12 protein-coding genes are annotated in these 16,286 nt (G+C 69.1%); 5 read left to right on the forward strand and 7 right to left on the reverse strand.

The window, feature by feature from the left end; genetic code table 11:
* Positions 1–596 precede the first annotated feature (596 nt).
* The 7 genes from ACQCX5_RS11285 to ACQCX5_RS11315 all read right to left on the reverse strand — a co-directional run bounded on the left by ACQCX5_RS11285 (position 597) and on the right by ACQCX5_RS11315 (position 8,911).
* The gene (locus ACQCX5_RS11285) at positions 597–1,289 is read right to left on the reverse strand and encodes an N-acetylmannosamine-6-phosphate 2-epimerase (protein WP_434542127.1); all 693 of its coding nucleotides are present in this window, start codon (positions 1,287–1,289) and stop codon (positions 597–599) included.
* A gap of 54 nt (positions 1,290–1,343) precedes the next feature.
* Positions 1,344–2,297 carry an ROK family protein gene (locus ACQCX5_RS11290; protein ID WP_434542128.1) on the reverse strand — a complete coding sequence of 318 codons (954 nt, stop codon included), beginning with the start codon at positions 2,295–2,297 and terminating at the stop codon, positions 1,344–1,346.
* A gap of 2 nt (positions 2,298–2,299) precedes the next feature.
* On the reverse strand, positions 2,300–3,211 hold the full coding sequence (locus ACQCX5_RS11295; protein WP_434542129.1) for a dihydrodipicolinate synthase family protein: 912 nt from the start codon (positions 3,209–3,211) through the stop codon (positions 2,300–2,302).
* A 63-nt stretch (positions 3,212–3,274) separates the two neighbouring features.
* Entirely contained in the window at positions 3,275–4,102 is an 828-nt protein-coding gene (locus ACQCX5_RS11300) for an ABC transporter ATP-binding protein (RefSeq protein WP_434542130.1), read from the reverse strand.
* Positions 4,099–6,171: a dipeptide/oligopeptide/nickel ABC transporter permease/ATP-binding protein gene (locus tag ACQCX5_RS11305; RefSeq protein WP_434542131.1), complete on the reverse strand. Its 2,073-nt coding sequence runs from the start codon at positions 6,169–6,171 to the stop codon at positions 4,099–4,101. Before ACQCX5_RS11305 ends, ACQCX5_RS11300 begins: the two co-directional genes overlap by 4 nt.
* Complete coding sequence (locus ACQCX5_RS11310; RefSeq protein WP_434542132.1) at positions 6,171–7,136, reverse strand: ABC transporter permease; 966 nt, start codon at positions 7,134–7,136, stop codon at positions 6,171–6,173. Before ACQCX5_RS11310 ends, ACQCX5_RS11305 begins: the two co-directional genes overlap by 1 nt.
* Before the next feature lie 152 nt (positions 7,137–7,288).
* Positions 7,289–8,911, reverse strand: a complete 1,623-nt coding sequence (locus ACQCX5_RS11315) for an ABC transporter substrate-binding protein (RefSeq protein WP_434542133.1) — start codon at positions 8,909–8,911, stop codon at positions 7,289–7,291.
* Positions 8,912–9,175: 264 nt separating this feature from the next.
* Here ACQCX5_RS11315 and ACQCX5_RS11320 point away from each other — a divergent pair, with 264 nt between their 5' ends.
* From ACQCX5_RS11320 to ACQCX5_RS11340, 5 genes are all read left to right on the forward strand, one after another.
* A complete protein-coding gene (locus ACQCX5_RS11320) occupies positions 9,176–9,952 on the forward strand; it encodes a FadR/GntR family transcriptional regulator (protein ID WP_434542134.1) in 777 nt (258 codons plus the stop codon).
* 99 nt (positions 9,953–10,051) lie between these two features.
* Complete coding sequence (locus ACQCX5_RS11325; RefSeq protein ID WP_434542135.1) at positions 10,052–11,203, forward strand: glycosyltransferase family 4 protein; 1,152 nt, start codon at positions 10,052–10,054, stop codon at positions 11,201–11,203.
* 1,232 nt (positions 11,204–12,435) lie between these two features.
* On the forward strand, positions 12,436–13,899 hold the full coding sequence (locus ACQCX5_RS11330) for a DEAD/DEAH box helicase (protein WP_434542211.1): 1,464 nt from the start codon (positions 12,436–12,438) through the stop codon (positions 13,897–13,899).
* A gap of 180 nt (positions 13,900–14,079) precedes the next feature.
* A complete protein-coding gene (locus ACQCX5_RS11335; protein WP_434542136.1) occupies positions 14,080–14,376 on the forward strand; it encodes a hypothetical protein in 297 nt (98 codons plus the stop codon).
* Positions 14,377–14,406: 30 nt separating this feature from the next.
* A complete protein-coding gene (locus ACQCX5_RS11340) occupies positions 14,407–16,284 on the forward strand; it encodes a glycosyltransferase family 39 protein (protein WP_434542212.1) in 1,878 nt (625 codons plus the stop codon).
* Positions 16,285–16,286 lie beyond the last annotated feature (2 nt).

Genomic DNA, 16,286 nt, shown 5'->3' on the forward strand with positions numbered 1-16,286 from the left:
GTCGATGCACGCTGCTGTGGTGAATTGGGTCGGGGGCAGTGGGCGAACCCGCCATCGGCGGCGGCGTGCAGCCGGTCCCGCAGCACGCGGCTCCCCCTGAGGTGCACGCCGCTCCTGTTGAGGACGGCTCCAACGGGAGCGTCATGCGCTGATGGGGAGCGTGGTGCTCCGCAGAGGGAGCGTGGTGCTCTGCAGGGGGAGCGTGGTGAATGGCACGGGGGCTGCGCTACCGACCGCGTGGATGACGGCTACCCGGAGCGCACGCGGCCAGCGACGAGGCGCGCCTGGCTGCCCACACCTGCAGAAGTGACACCAGCGTCACGACGACACGCGATTTCGGTCCGACGGGCTGCCGACGCGGCACCCATGTCACAAGTGCAACTTCCGGTGCGGGCGCCGACAGCAGCGGCCCTCGGAACCATGGTGCTGGTGGGGGTCGGTATGCCGCTGCCACAGTAATGTGCATCGACCGGCCCCAAACCGCCGATTCAGTCCACATTTGCCCCGGTCGATGCACGCTGCTGTGGTGGATTGGAGCTGTGGTGGATTGGACCCGGGCAGTGGCCGAACCCCACCGCTGGGCCGACCCCAGCCGCTCAGACGACCACCGCGTCGCGGAACCAGCCCGTGATCGAGCTCGGGTGCGTGATCGCCGTGCCGACCACCACCGCGAACGCCCCCGTGGCCCGTGCCGCCGCCGCCTGCTGCACCGTGTGCACCCGCCCCTCGGCCATTACCACGTGCTCCGGCAGCGCCTCGACCAGCGCTGACAGCAGCTCCAGGTCGGGGCCGTCGGTCTTCGGACGCGCCCCGGTGTAACCCGACAAGGTCGTCCCGATGATCTCGGCGCCCGCTTCGGCCGCGGCCATCGCCGCATCGAACGAGTCACAGTCGGCCATCACCGGCGCATCGGTGTGCTCGCGCAACCGCCTCAGCGTCTCGGCGAAGCTCAACCCATCCGGCCGCGCCCGCAGCGTGCCGTCGAGCGCGATGATGTCGGCACCGGCGTCAGCCACGGCCACGGCATGGTTCAGCGTCGGGGTGATGAAGACCCCCTCCTTGCCGTCCTTCCAGATGCCGATCACCGGCACGTCCACCACAGCCTTGACGGCGCGGATGTCATCCAGCCCCTGCGCCCGCACCGCGCTCGCACCGCCGATCACGACTGCCTGGGCGACCTGCGCCATGGTCTCGGGGTGGCGCATCGGCTCACCGGGATAGGCCTGGCACGAGACGACCAGGGTGCCCTCGAGCGGGGCGAGCAGGGGATGCTGGCGGGGTGTGGTCATGGGCAGAACCTTTCGTGAGGAATGGGAAACCAGTCTCTGAGGGCGAATCCGGCGTCACGACACCAGTGCCCAGTGCGCCGCGCCCAGCAGCGCCGCCTCGACCCCGGCAGCCGCGGGCACGACGGGGGTGGTGGCGACAGCGTCCATGGCATCATGGCGCACGCCGTCGGCGACAGCGTCTGACCACAGCGGCCCAATCTCGCTCACGCCGCCCGTGAGCACCACCACGTCGGGGTCGATGGTGTTCAGCAGCCCGCCGATCACGCGTCCGGTGGCGAACCCGGCCTCACGTACGACCGCCGCCGCCACCGCGTCGCCCCCAGCAGCCATGGACGAGACCTCGCGGGTGTCGGCCGCGGCACCGCCACGGGCCACGAACTGGGCATGGATTCCCGGCCCCGATGCCAACCCCTCCAGATGCCCCCGGCGCCCGCACGAACACAGCAGGTCACCGGCCTCGGGGCTCGCGAGGTGGCCCAGGTGGCCGGCCGCGAAATGCGCACCGATCACCGGGGCCCCCTCGAGCACGTGGCATCCCCCAATACCCGTGCCGACCGCCACCAGCAGCACGCTGGCGTGGCCACGTCCGGCCCCGAAGACGGCCTCGCCCAGCCCGTGGGCATGCACATCGTTCAACGCAGCGACCGGCAGTCCGAAGTGCTGCCTGAACGGTCCGACCAGGTCGGTGCCGGCCCAGCCGCGCAGCGAGTCGGTGGCGTGGGTGACCCGGCCGTCGACGGGGTCGATCACCCCGGCCGATGCCAGCCCGACCGCGACCGGGGCATCGAGCCCCGCCGCCCCACCGCGCGCGGCCACCGCCGCCATCACCGCGACCGCATTGGCCACGATTGCTGCCGCGCCCTGCATCGCCGGGGTGGGCGCCGATACGCCGTCGAGCACCTCGGCGCGCGCGTCGTCCTCGCCACTGACCCCGCCGACACCGCCAAGGCGCACGAGCGCCGCCGTGGTCTTGGTGCCTCCGAGGTCGAGCGCGAGCACGTGGGTCATGGTCAGAGCAGCCCTGTCTGGTCGAGAATCTGGCGGATACGCTGCACAGCCTCGCCGGTTATGGCAGTCATGGGGCGCGACATCTCATTGGTGGAGATGATGCCCAGCTCTCGCAGCGCCGTCTTGAACGCGCCCACACCAGCTGCCGGCCCGACCTTGCCCACGGGGGTGAACACGATCTCGAACAGGTCGGCCAGGCGCTGCTGCTCGGCCTGCACCGTCACCCAGTCGCCCGCGACCGCGGCGCGGTGCAGCCGCACGTAGCCGTGCGGGTCGACGTTGCCAAGACCCGGGACGACGCCGTCGCCGCCGGCCAGGTACGACCCGTCGACGACGACCTCATGGCCGGTCAGCAGCGACAGGGGTGAACCGGCGGCCTTGTTCTGCATCACCAGCCGCCGGAACGACACGTCATCACCCGAGGAGTCCTTCACACCCACCAGCACGCCTTCGCTGCCCAGGCGCACCAGCATCCCGGTGTCCAGCTTCACATGCACGCAGACCGGCAGGTCATAGGCCCACAGCGGCAGGTCACAGCCCGCGGCAATCAGCCGGAAGTGGTTCTCAATCTCCTCCGGTCCCGTGATCGCATAGAACGGCGCGGTCGCCACCAGCCCCTGCACACCGACCTGCTCGGCCACACGCGCATGCTGCAGCACCCGGTCGGTCTGCATGTCGATGGCCCCGGCAAGCACCGGCACCTGGCCCGCCGAGATGCCCACGACGGCCTCGAGCACCTGCCGGCGGCGGGCGTCGTCGAAGTACGCGACCTCACCGCTCGAGCCCAGCGCGAACAGGCCGTCGACGCCGGCCTCGATCATGCGGGTGACAAGGCGTTCCAGGCTCGGCAGGTCGACCTCGCCAGACTCGGTGAGCGGCGTGATGACAGGGGGGACGACACCCTTGAGGGTCATGGTTCTTCTTTCGTGGACGAATTGGGTGGGACAGGCAGGGGTGGATTCAGAGAAGCACAGGCGTCACAGCAGCGACGGCGTCGCGGCCAGCAGCGTGCGGGTGTAGTCGTTGGCGGGGCTGTTGAACACCTGCTCGGCGGCCCCGGTCTCGACGACCTTGCCGGCCTTCATCACCGCGATGCGATCGCTGACATAGCGCACCGTGTTGATGTCATGCGAGATGAACACCAGCCCCAACCCGAGTTCTGACTTCAGGTCGGCCAACAGGTTCAGCACCTGGGCGCGCACCGACACGTCGAGGGCCGAGGTCGGCTCGTCGGCCACGATGATGTCGGGGTCGAGCACGAGCGCCCGGGCGATGGCGACGCGCTGGCGCTGGCCGCCCGAGATCTGGCGGGGCAGCACGTCGAGCGCCGACTGGGGCAGGCCGACCAGGTGAAGCAGGCGCTTGACCTTCTCGAGGCGTTCGTCCGGGGTGCCGATGCCGTGCACGCGCAGCGGGTCGATCAGCTGGTCGCGGACGACCATGCGCGGGTTCAGGGCGGTGGCGGGGTCCTGGAAGACGACCGAGACCGACCGGCCCAGCGTGCGCCTGGCCTTGCGGCCCGACCCGAGCTTCTTGCCGTGGAACAGCACATCGCCCTGGGTGACCGGCTGCAGGCCGACCATGACGCGGGCCAGGGTGGTCTTGCCGCAGCCCGACTCGCCCACGATGCCGACGACCTCGCCGCGTGCGGCGGTGAAGTCGACGCCGTCGACGGCACGGATGCGGTCGGGGCGGAACAGCTTGCCGGTGCGCAGCCGATGCACCACGTGCACGTCGCGCAGGTCGATCACCGGGGTCTCGGCGGTTGTGGCCGGTGCGGTGGTGGTTGCCGTGCTGGTGCTCACTGGTCTGCTCCTGCCGGGACGGTGGCCTGGGTGGTGGCCACGGAATGCGTGGTGCCGTCGAGCGTGATCATCTTCGGACGGATGTCATGGCCCAGGCCCGGGGTGGACGACCGCGGCGCGAACCGGTCACCGCTCACGAACTCGCGCGGCGAGGGCACGGTGCCGGGCACCTGGTGCAGGCGGGCGGCGCCGCCCTCGATCGAGAGCACCGAGCCGAGCAGGCCGCGGGTGTACTCGTGGCGGGGGTCGGTGAGCAGTTCGCGGGTGGTGGCCTGTTCGACGACCTGGCCGGCGTACATCACGGTGATGCGATGGGCCAGCTGGGCCACCAGGGCCAGGTCGTGGCTCACGAAGACCATGGCGAACCCGAGCTCTTCGCGTAGGCGGTTGAGCAGGTCGACCACCTGCTGCTGCACCGTCACGTCGAGTGCGGTGGTGGGCTCATCGGCCATGACCAGCTTGGGGTCGCGGGTCAGCGCCATGGCGATCAGCACGCGCTGGCGCTGGCCCCCCGAGAGCTCGTGGGGGTAGGACGCGAGCATGCGCTTCGGGTCGAGGCCCACCATCTCGAGCAGGTCTTCGGCGCTGCGGGTGCCGCCACGCCTGATCAGTTGCTGCATCTGGGTGCGGATCAGCATTGACGGGTTCAGTGAGCTGAGCGCGTCCTGGTAGATCATCGCCATCTCGTGGCCGCGCAGGGCATTGCGGTCCTGGTTGTTGAGCTTGAGCAGGTCTCGTCCCTGGAACAGCACCTCGCCGCGCACGTCGGCCTTGGGGCCGAGCAGGCCCATCACGGCCATCGAGGTGATCGACTTGCCGCAGCCCGACTCGCCGACCAGGCCCATGGTCTCGCCCTCGCGGACGCTGAACGAGACGTCATCGACGATGTCGACCTCGCCGTGGGCCTCGGGAAAGGCGATGCGCAGGTTCTTGACCTCGAGCAGGGTGGGCGCGTCGGGGTTGGCCAGCACGAGCCGGTCGGTGCGCTGGCGCTCGGCCACGCTGAGCCTGGTGAGCGACTCGTTGAGCAGCGCGGTGGCGGTCTCGCGGTCGGTGACGCCAAGCACCTGTTCCTCGGCCGGGGTCTCGGCCTCGTCCTTGGCGGCCTCGGCGCGCAGCATGGCCTTCTCGTCGGCCTCGACGTTGACCTTCTTGCGCGGTGCGGGGCTGGCCAGGGTGTCGGTCATGCCCTCGGACAGGATGTTCAGCGAGAGCACCGTGAGCAGGATCATCAGGCCGGGGAAGAACGTCGGCCACCACGAACCGGTGATCAGCAACTGCTTGCCCTCGGCCAGGATGTTGCCCCACGACGGGTTCGGCGGCTTCACGCCGGCGTTGATGAACGACAGCGATGCCTCGAACACGATGGCGTCGGCGACCAGCACGGTGGCGAAGACGAGGATGGGGGCCGCGCAGTTGCGGGCCACATGCTTGATCAGGATCCACGTGGTCGAGGCGCCCATCACCTTCGAGGCCGAGACGTAGTCCTCGCCGAACTGGGACAGGATGTTGGCCCGGATCACGCGGGTGAGCTGCGGGGTGTACAGGAACGCGATGGCGCCGATGATCACGGGCACCGAGGTGCCGAAGACGGCGATGAAGACCACCGCGAGCGCGATGCCGGGGAAGGCCATGATGATGTCGAGGATGCGCATCAGGACCTCTGAGACCCACTTGGGGCCGGTGGACACGATGGCGCCCAGGATTGACGATGCGATGAGTGCCGCCAGCGTGGCGCCCAGGCCGATGACCAGCGACGAGCGGGCGCCGAAGAGCACGCGCGAGAAGATGTCGCGGCCGGTGGCGTCGGTGCCGAACCAGAACGTGCCATTGGGCGCGACCGCCGGGCTCAGGATCTCACCGGCCGGCAGCTGGCCGACGATGCTGGGGTCGGTCGACAAGCCGGTGGCGAGCGGGTTGAACGGGGCCAGCAGCGGCGCGAACACGGCGGCCAGCACCAGCACGACCAGGAACGCGACCGCGATCTTCGAGGTCAGCGGCAGGCGGCGCAGGCCACCCAGGCGGGCACCCTGCACGGACGTGAGGCGTGAGGTCAGCTTCGGACGCATCAGATGCTCCTGATCCGGGGGTTGACCAGCACGTACAGCAGGTCGACGACGATGTTGACGATGATGAAGGCGATGGCCACGGTCAGGGTGACGCCCTGCACCAGGAAGACGTCATTGCGCATCACCCCGTCGAGGATGAGCTGGCCCATGGCCTGGATGTTGAAGATGATCTCGATGATGGCGGCGCCACCCATCAGGTAGCCGACGCGCAGGCCCAGCACGGTGATCGGGGTGATCAGGGCATTGCGCAGCACGTTGCGGGCGACGACGGTCGGGTAGGGGATGCCGGAGCCGATCGCGGTGCGCACATAGTCCTTGTCGAGTTCTTCGACCATGGACGTTCGCACGACGCGGGTCAGCGAGCCGGCGACGGGTACGGCCAGGGCGACGGCGGGCAGGGTCACGTTGTTGGCATAGACGGCGGCGTTCTCGCTGAGCGGCACCCAGTCGAGGATGAGCGCCGGGAAGACGCCCCAGCCGCCGGGGACGGTGCCCAGCCACTGGATGAGCAGGATGGCGAGCCAGAACGACGGCATGGCCAGCGACGCGATCGAGAAGACGCGGATGACCTGGTCGACCCAGCGGTCACGGAACAGCGCGGCCAGCACACCGAGCACCAGTGCGATCACCACGGCGATGGCCAGGCCCAGGAAGGTGAGCTGCAAGGTGATGGGGAAGGCCTTGGCGACCACATCCGAGACGGGGGTGTTGCCGGTGGTGGTGCCCAGGTCGCCGCGCACGAGCCCGGCGAGGAAGGAGGCGTAGCGGACCAGCAACGGGTCATTCAGCCCGTGTTCCTCGCGGTACTTCTCCAGCGCCTCGGTCGAGGCGGACTCACCGAGGGCCAGCTGGGCCGGGTCGGCGGGGGAGAACGACATCACCACGAAGACCAGCAGGGTGACGCCCAGCACCATGATGGGAAAGGCGATCAACCGCCGTCCGATCAGGCGGAGCAGGTTCGACACAGGACAACTCCTTCGTTGTTTCCCTCGTGTGCGGTTCTTCTTCGCTGTGACGCTCACACGTCACACGGGGTCCGGGCGGCCCGCGACCGCATCGCGCGGGCCGCCCGGGGTTCAGGGTCGGTGACTACCGACGGTTCAGGTGGACGAGCTGGTCACTTGGTCGAGCCGACGCCCACGAAGGCGAAGGTCACGGCGATCGGCTTGAAGTCGACCAGCGTGTTGGGGTCCCAGGCCGTGGGGGCCTTGCGATGGAACAGCGGGTAGAGCGGCACCTCTTCGGAGAGCAGGTTGAACAGCTCGCCCCAGGTGCTCTTCTGCGTGCCCTCGTCGGTGGCCTCGAGGCCCTTCTTGAGCAGTTCCTGCACCTTGGTGTACGAAGGCGTGCCCTTCCAGTGCATGCGCTTCTCGGTCCAGGTGTCACCCGCGTACCACCAGCGCATCAACAGGTCGGGGTCGTTGCCGAACACGGTTGGGTCGCCGGGGGCGATCACGACGTCGAACGCGTTCGGGTTGCTGTCGATGGTGTTGTAGACGTCGGCTGACTGCTTCTGCTCGAACTCGACCTCGACACCGACGGCAGTAAGTGATTCCTGGATGATCGGGGTCACCTTCTGCACCCAGTCGTGGTTGGTGCACAGCAGGCGGAACTTCTTCAGCCCCGTCTCGGCGAACAGGCTCTTGGCCTTCTCGGCGTCGAGTGCATAGACGGTCGAGGCCTTCTGGTACTGCGGGTGCGACGTCTGCAGGAACGAGGTCGCGGCCTCGCCCTGGCCCAGCAGACCGGTGGCGATGACCTTGTTCATGTCGATCGCGTACAGGAACGCCTGGCGGTTCTTGACGTTGTTGAACGGGTTGTTCGCGCCGTTGTTGAACATGGCGAACAGCAGGCCGAAGCCCTGCACCGACTCGACGGTGGCGCTGGCCTTGAGCTGCTCGATCGACAGGTAGGGCACCGAGTCGATGACCTGGACGCTCTTGGACTGGATCGCGTTGGTGCGGGTCGCGGCGTCGGGAATGATCTGCCATTCCATCGACTTGGCCTTGGCCGGCTTCGGGCCGTTGTAGGCATCGAAGCGCTCGAAGACGACCTTCTTGCTCACTGCGCCCGAGTCGGTCATCTTGTAGGCGCCGGTGCCGATGGGGTTCGCGTCGAAGGCCTTCTTGTCCTTCTCGACGGCGGCCTTGGGCACGATCTTCACCACGGCCAGACGGTCGGCGAACAGGCCCGTCGGGTGCTTCAGCGTGAACGTGACGGTGGTCTCGTCCTTCTTGGTGACCTTGTCGACGAACGGGATGAACTGCGAGTACAGCGACGCGTTGGCCTTGTCGAGCACGCGCTCGAAGGAGTAGACGACGTCGTCAGCGGTGACCTTGCTGCCGTCGTGGAAGGTGGCGCCGTCGCGCAGGGCCACGTCGACGGTGGTGCCGTCGGCCTTGGGCAGTTCCTTCGCCAGTGCTGCGTAACCCTTCTTGGTGACCGGGTCCAGCTCGGTCAGGCCCTCCATGGTGTGCCAGTTCGCAGCGATGGTGACGGCCGCGCTGGTCGTCATCGGGTCGTACCCGTTGGTACCGAGCTCATAGCTGATGGCGGCCAGGATCTTGCCGTCGGCACTGGCCGAGCCCGCGCCACTGGCGGCGGTGGTGTTCGTGGTGCCGCCCGTGCCGGCCGGCGCGCAGGCCGACAGCGTGGCAACAAGGCCGGCGGCCGCACCGACCGAGGCCGTCAGCGAGAAGAATGCCCGCCGCGAGCGCGGCTCCTGGGGGTGGGACTGCATGTAAGGCTCCTTTGCGAAATGAGTCCGTGCGGCCGGGGGCCGCGGGGTGCTGGTCGCTCCCGGTGGAGCTTCCAACTGACATCCGACGTCAGACGTCTGATGTGCGTTAGGATGACTCTAGGTTCGACCCCGCCGCTGGTCAAGTGCGCACCCCGTGTCGCGAACGTCACGATTCGGACACGGAACGGTGCGCCGGTGACGGGCGACACGGTTTCGAAACGATGTGTCACCAGGGCGGTGCCATCACAGTGACGGAGGCAACACATGACCCCGAGCGCGCATCCATCGCATTCGCTCACCGGGCTTGCGCGCATCGCGAAGACCCGGCCCAGCGCCGGCATGTCGGCGACTGAGGCGATCAAGCAGTACATCCTTGACGAGGGATTGCAGCCGGGCGACCCCCTGCCCACCGAGGCCGAGCTCTGCGACTCGCTCGGGGTATCGCGTTCGTCGGTGCGCGAGGCGATCCGCACCCTGGTCTCGCTCGACATCGTTGAGGTGCGCCACGGGGTGGGCACCACGGTGGGTGGGGTGTCGCTGGCGCCCTTCGTCAACGGTCTGGTCTTTCGCAGCCTGATGAACCCCGGCGGCAGCTTCTCGAGCCTGCGCGATGTGGTTGACCTGCGTGAGGGCATCGACATGTTGGTGGCCGACCAGCTGATTGCGGCTCACGGGCGTCAGGACGACCCCGAGCGCGAGGCGCGGCTGGACGTCCTCGTGGCCCGCATGCGTGACCAGAACGCCCGAGGCGAGGGGTTCATGCAGGAGGACAGGGAGTTCCACACCACCCTGCTCGAGCTCGGCGGCAGCCTGCTGATGCAGCAGCTGGTCGCCGCGCTGTGGGAGGTGCACACCATCGTCGTGCCGCAGCTGGGCATCACCCCGCCCGAAGACATGGACTCGACCGTCGATGCGCACGGCGCCATGCTCGATGCGGTGCGCGCCGCAGACGTCGAGGCCTACCGGGCAGCCGTCGTCCAGCACTATGCGCCCCTGCACCGCGCGATCGCACGGGCCGTGGACGAGGTCGCGGTCGGCTGAAACCCACGAGCCCCGCGGCGACCGCGTCACCGAACGTTCACCTGCGTGGCGTGGACATTTCCGGCAGGACGCGGGAATGGCGGGGTTAGACTGCCCGACATGCGTGTTGCCATCGTCGCGGAGTCATTCCTGCCCCAGGTGAACGGTGTGACCAACTCGGTGCTGCGCATTCTGGAACACCTGCGGGCGACCGGTCACGACGCGTTCGTCGTCGCCCCCAATGACCCCGGCAAGACGCCGAAGCAGTACGCGGGCTTCCCGGTGATCCCGCAGCCCTCGGTGGGCCTGCCCGGCTATGCCGACGTGCGGGTGGTGGGCACCACCACGTTCACCATGGCCAAGATCCTGGACGACCACGGGCCTGATGTGGTGCACCTGGCGGCGCCGTTCCTGATGGGTTACAAGGGTGCGCTGGCGGCAGCCCATCTGGGCCTGCCGAGTGTGGGCATCTACCAGACCGAGGTGGCCACCTATGCCTCGCGCTATGGCGCGCCGCACCTCGAGCCGGTGTTCTGGCGCCGGCTGCGGCTGGCGCACTCGCTGGCCACCCTGAACTTCGCGCCCTCGACTTTTGCCCGCAGCCAGCTGGTCTCACAGGGCATCCCGCGGGTGGGCATCTGGGCGCGCGGGGTCGACTCGGAACGATTCCACCCCGACAAGCGCTCTGAGCAGCTGCGCAGGGAATGGGCGCCCAACGGCGAACGCATCGTCGGCTACATGGGCCGGCTGGCCCCCGAGAAGGGCGTGCAGGACCTGCGGGTGCTCGCCGACCTGCCGAACACGAAGCTGGTGATCATCGGCGGGGGACCCCTGCTCGACCAGCTGAAGCAGACCATTCCGGGAGCGATCTTCACCGGCCCCAAGTCGGGCGAGGACCTCGCCATCTCATTGGCCAGCTTCGACGTGTTCGTGCACACCGGCGAACTCGAGACCTTCGGCCAGACGATCCAGGAGGCGCAGGCCTCGGGCGTGCCGGTAGTGGCTCCGCGGCGCGGCGGGCCGATCGACCTGGTCTCGCCCTCGCACACCGGCTGGTTGTACGAGCCGGGCAACCTCGACGAGCTGCGCTCGCACGTGGCCGACCTGATCGGGGACGATGCCAAGCGCGCCGCGTTCTCGCTTGCCTGTCGCGAGACCGTCAAGGACCGCACCTGGCCGGCGTTGTGCAACCAGCTGATGGGCCACTACCGCGAGGCGATCCATGCAGCAGCGCAGTCGGCGACGCCGCAGCCGCTGATCACGGCGCTGTAGCTCAGCTGGTCGTCATCTCTGGTCGATCCGGTACCTCAGACGGTGCCGGATTGATCCCTGATGCCCACGGATCCCCGTCCGAGTGTGCTCGATTTCACGATCCGGGCGCCCGGCAGGTAGAGTAGGACGCCGCGGGTCAGATGCCCGCCCGTACAACGGAAACTTCCGTTGGCGATGCGAATCAGTTGCAGGGAACTCCCGCAGGCCGAGGTCTGCGAGGGGCTTGAGGGACAGCGACGAATTCGCCCCACCACCACCGCCGGCGTCCACGACACCGCAGCACGGCCCAGCCGTGCGAGCTCACTGTGGCAGCGCCGGGATTCCCTTGGCACTGAGGCCCCCGCACACCACGCGTCTGCATGCGCAGTCACACCTGTGTGCGGCCCTGCGACGTGCACGGCGGACGAGTCCGCCGAATTGATCGCGTCGCCGACCACCGTCGGTGACCTCGCCGCTGCCCCGTGCAGCCGTCCGCCATGCGGCGGGAAGGATTCACCATGCCCTACGACGCCCCCAAGAAGAAGTCCGGCTACCCCAAGCGTGGCCCGAAGTCGACCAAGGCCGATGGCACCCCCAAGAAGCGCTGGTCGTCGGCCGAGCGCCAGGCCAAGGGTCTTGCCCCCCGCCGTGGCGGCGGTCAGCGTGGCGAGAACCGCACCTGGGGCGTGAACGGCGCCGAGACCCCGGCCCGCGACCGCTTCGAGCGCACCGATCGCTTCGAGCGCAATGACCGTTTCGAGCGCAATGACCGTTTCGAGCGGGACGATCGTCCGCGCCGCGACGACCGCGGCCAGGGTGCGCGTGACGACCGGTTCAACCGCAACGACCGGTTCAACCGCGACGACCGCTCCAACCGTGACGACCGTCGTGGTGGCTACGGCGAACGCCGCAACAGCTTCGGCGATCGTGGCCCGCGCAATGACCGGTCCGAGCGCGACGACCGTCCCCGCTACAACGACCGCAACCGCGATGACCGTCCCCGCTTCGAGCGCGACGACCGTCCCCGCTACGAGGACCGCAACCGTGACGACCGTCCGCGCTTCGACCGTGACGACCGTCCGCGCCGCGACCGCTTCGACCGCGACGATCGTCCCCGGTTCAACCGCGACGACCGTGACGGCGAGCGCCGCAACAAGCGCCCGTTCAACCAGGGCCACCACAGCGATTCCGACCACCACCACCGCGGTGCGTGGGGACGCCCCCGCAACGAGGAGGAGCGTTTCGAGGACGTCATGGAGTGGGCCCAGGACGAGGTTGAGGTCGACACCTCGACCGTCGACCACGAGGGCGGCTTCAGCACCCTTGGTCTGCCCGACGAGATCGTCGCGATCCTGACGGCGCGCGACATCATCGACCCGTTCCCGATCCAGGTCGCCACCATCCCCGACGCGATGGCCGGCCGCGATGTGCTGGGCCGCGCCCGCACCGGCTCGGGCAAGACCTTGGCCTTCAGCCTGCCTGTGGTCACCCGCCTGTCCCAGGATCCTGACGCCACCCAGCACAAGGGTGGTCGTCCGCGCACCCCCCGTGCGCTGGTGCTGGTGCCGACCCGCGAACTCGCGCTGCAGGTTGCCGACGTGCTCTCGCCGCTGGCCGCCTCGCTGCACCTGAAGCTGGTGCTGGTCGCCGGTGGCATGTCGTACGGCCCGCAGCTCAAGGCCTTCGAGAAGGGCGTCGACATCGTCGTCGCCACCCCCGGACGCCTGATCGACCTGCTCGAGCAGGGCGCTGCCGACCTGTCCGATGTGCAGATCACCGTGCTGGACGAGGCCGACCACATGGCCGACCTCGGCTTCATGCCGGCCGTGACCACGCTGCTCGACGCCGTCGCCGAGGGCGGCCAGAAGCTGCTCTTCTCGGCGACGCTCGACGGGGCTGTCAACAAGCTCGTCAAGCGCTACATGAACGACCCGGCGCTGCACGAGATCGACTCCGACAAGGGCTCGGTCTCGACGATGGCACACCACGTGTTCGTGGTGAAGCCGCACGACAAGGTGGCCGTGGCCACCCGCATCGTCAGCCGTGGTGGCCGCACCGTGGTCTTCGCCCGCACCCAGCTGGGGTCCGACCGTGTCGCCGCCCAGTTCCGTGAGGCCGGAGTCATGGCCGGTGCGCTGCACGGCGGGCTGACCCAGGGCGCCCGCGCCCGCATTCTGACGGCTTTCAAAGAAGGCCAGCTGCCCGTGCTGGTCGCGACCGATGTCGCTGCCCGCGGCATCCACGTCGACGAGGTCTCGTTGGTGCTGCAGCTCGACCCGCCGATGAACGGCAAGGACTACACCCACCGCTCGGGCCGCACCGCCCGCGCCGGCGAAGAGGGCGTCGTCGTCACCATGGCCCTGCCGCACCAGCGCAAGCAGGTGCTGCGCATGATCGGCAGCACCGGTGTGCACGTCGACCCGATGGCCATTCACCCCGATGACAAGGCACTGGACGACCTGACCGGTGCTGGCGCCCCCTCGGGTGAGGCCATCAGCGAGGACGAGTTCAAGGCCCTGGTGGCTCCTCGTCCCGCGGCCCGCAAGCCCCGCCCCGAGGGTGGCCGCGGCGGACGCAGCGGCGGCTACAACCGTGGCGGTCGTGGCGGCGGTTACCAGGGTGGCGGCCGCGGCGGCCACCAGGGTGGCGGCCGGTTCAACAAGGGCCCCAAGCGTGAGCGCATCGCCGAGTCGGGCGGCTGGAACCGCGAGGGCTGAGCCCCTCACAGCTGACCCAGCGAAGTTTCGTGCCGGCACACCGCGGTTCTCGCCCCTGAGGGGCGGGAACCGCGGTTTCGTTGTACGAAACTTCGCCAACCGGCGCCGTTGAGCCGGCTCACAGCCAGCTCACAAGCGCTGCACACCATCGCCAAAGGCTGGCCCGACAGCCTCGTTGGCATGACTTCTGCTGCCAACCCCCAGGCCATCCGGGATTCCGGTGCCGCCCACATCCCCGAGACAGTGTTGTCGTCATTCGACGGCACCGGGGCAACCGAGCAGGCGGCCACGCCCGCCCCAGCCGCGGCCCCCGCCAGACCGTCGGCGCCACCGGGGCGCTGGCTCGTCCGGGGCACGGTGGCTGCGCTGTTGGTGGCCACTGCGGTTCTCTACCTCTGGGGCCTCAACGAGTCGGGTTATGCCAACTCGTTCTATTCGGCCGCCGCGCAAGCCGGGTCGCAGTCGTGGCAGGCGTGATTCTTCGGCTCGCTCGATGCCGGTAATGCCATCACCGTCGACAAGCCCCCGGCCTCGCTGTGGTTGATGGGGCTGTCGGTGCGGCTGTTCGGACTGTCGTCGTGGTCGATCCTGGCCCCGCAGGCACTGCTCGGGATCGCGGCGGTGTTCATCACCTACCTGTCCGTGCGCCGGGTGCTCGACCGGGGGCTCGGCGTCACCCAGCGCTCGCACTGGGCGGGCCTGTTCGCCGGGCTGGCGCTCGCCCTGACCCCCGTCGCGACGCTGATGTTCCGGTTCAACAACCCCGATGCACTGCTGGTCGCCCTCGAATGCCTCGCCGCCTATTTCGTCGTGCGCGCCATCGAGAAGGCTGGGTGGAAGTGGCTCGTCGCCGCCGGTGTCGTCATCGGCTTCGGGTTCCTCACCAAGATGCTGCAGGCGTTCGTGGTGCTGCCGGCCTTCGTCGCCGCCTACGCCATCGCCGCGCCGACGACCATCAAGCGCAAGCTCACCCACCTGTTGGCAGCGTTCGGCGCCATGCTCGCCGCACTCGGCTGGTATGTCGCCATCGTCGAACTCGTGCCCGCTTCGTGGCGTCCCTACATCGGCGGCTCACAGAACAACTCCCTGCTCGAGCTGGTCTTCGGTTACAACGGCCTCGGCCGCATCACCGGCGAGCAGGTCGGTTCGGTCGGGGGCGGCGGCCAGGGCGGGGGCTGGGGCACCACCAGCGTGTTGCGCATGTTCGAGGGGGTCTCGGGCGGCATGGTCTCGTGGCTGATTCCCGCGGCGCTGGTCGTGCTGATCGGTGGTCTGGTGCTTGCCGGACGAGGCCAGCGCGCGGCCGCTCAGCTCGCCACCGCTCAGCCCGTCACCGCTCAGCGCGACCCCAGCCTCGTCCGGGCGGCCATGGCCGAACGGGGCGGCCTGGTCATCTTCGGCGGCTGGCTGGTGGTCACCGCGCTGGTGTTCTCGTTCATGCAGGGCATCTACCACGACTACTACACCGTGGCGCTGGCACCGGCGATCGGGGCGACGGCGGCGATCGGGTTCGCCGTGGTGTGGTCGGCGCGGCGACTGGTCGCGGCCCGGCTGACCATGGCGGTCGCGGTGGCGGTCACGGCGGTGTGGGGTTGGGTGCTGTCGAGCCAGGCCGGCGGGGTCTACGAGACCATCGGCCATGCCGCAGCGGTGCTGGGTGGCGTCGTGGCGGTGGTGCTGCTGGTGGTGGGTCAGCAGTTGCGCCGACTGGCTGCCGCGGGGGCCGTACTGGGTGTGGCGGCCGCGGCTGCACTGGCGGGGCCGGCGTCCTATGCGGTGAACACGGCGGCAACGCCGCACACGGGCTCGATCGTGACAGCCGGCCCGGTCACGAACCTTGGTGGCTCGGCAGGGCGCATGGGTGGGGGCCCCGCAGCAGGGCGTGGAGTCCCCGGCGGTGGTCGTCCGCAGACCCTGCCCAACACGCAGAACCTGCCCAACCAGCAGCCCCCCGGCATGACCGGCCAACCGCCCACCGGCGACGGGCGCACGGGGTTCGGCAACCCCGGTGGCGGCATGAACGGGCTGCTCAACGGCGCCAACGTGTCCGCCGAACTGGTCGCCGCGCTGCAGGCCGATGCGGGCAACTACACGTGGGCGGCGGCCAGCGTCGGGGCGCAGAACGCCGCCAGCTACCAGCTGGCCTCAGGGCAACCGGTGATGGCGATCGGCGGGTTCAACGGCTCTGACCCGTCGCCGACGCTCGCGCAGTTCCAGCAGTACGTCGCCGAGGGCCGCATCCACTACTTCCTGGGTGGCGGCGGCTTCGGCGGCCAGAACGGCGGCTCGAACGCCGCCGGCGAGATCGCGGCCTGGGTGCAGCAGAACTTCACGGCCCAGACCATCGGCTCGACGACCGTCCATGACCTGACGCAGGCGAAGTAGGG

The sequence above is a fragment of the Aestuariimicrobium sp. G57 genome (genome assembly GCF_050110855.1).
Lineage (GTDB): Bacteria > Actinomycetota > Actinomycetes > Propionibacteriales > Propionibacteriaceae > Aestuariimicrobium.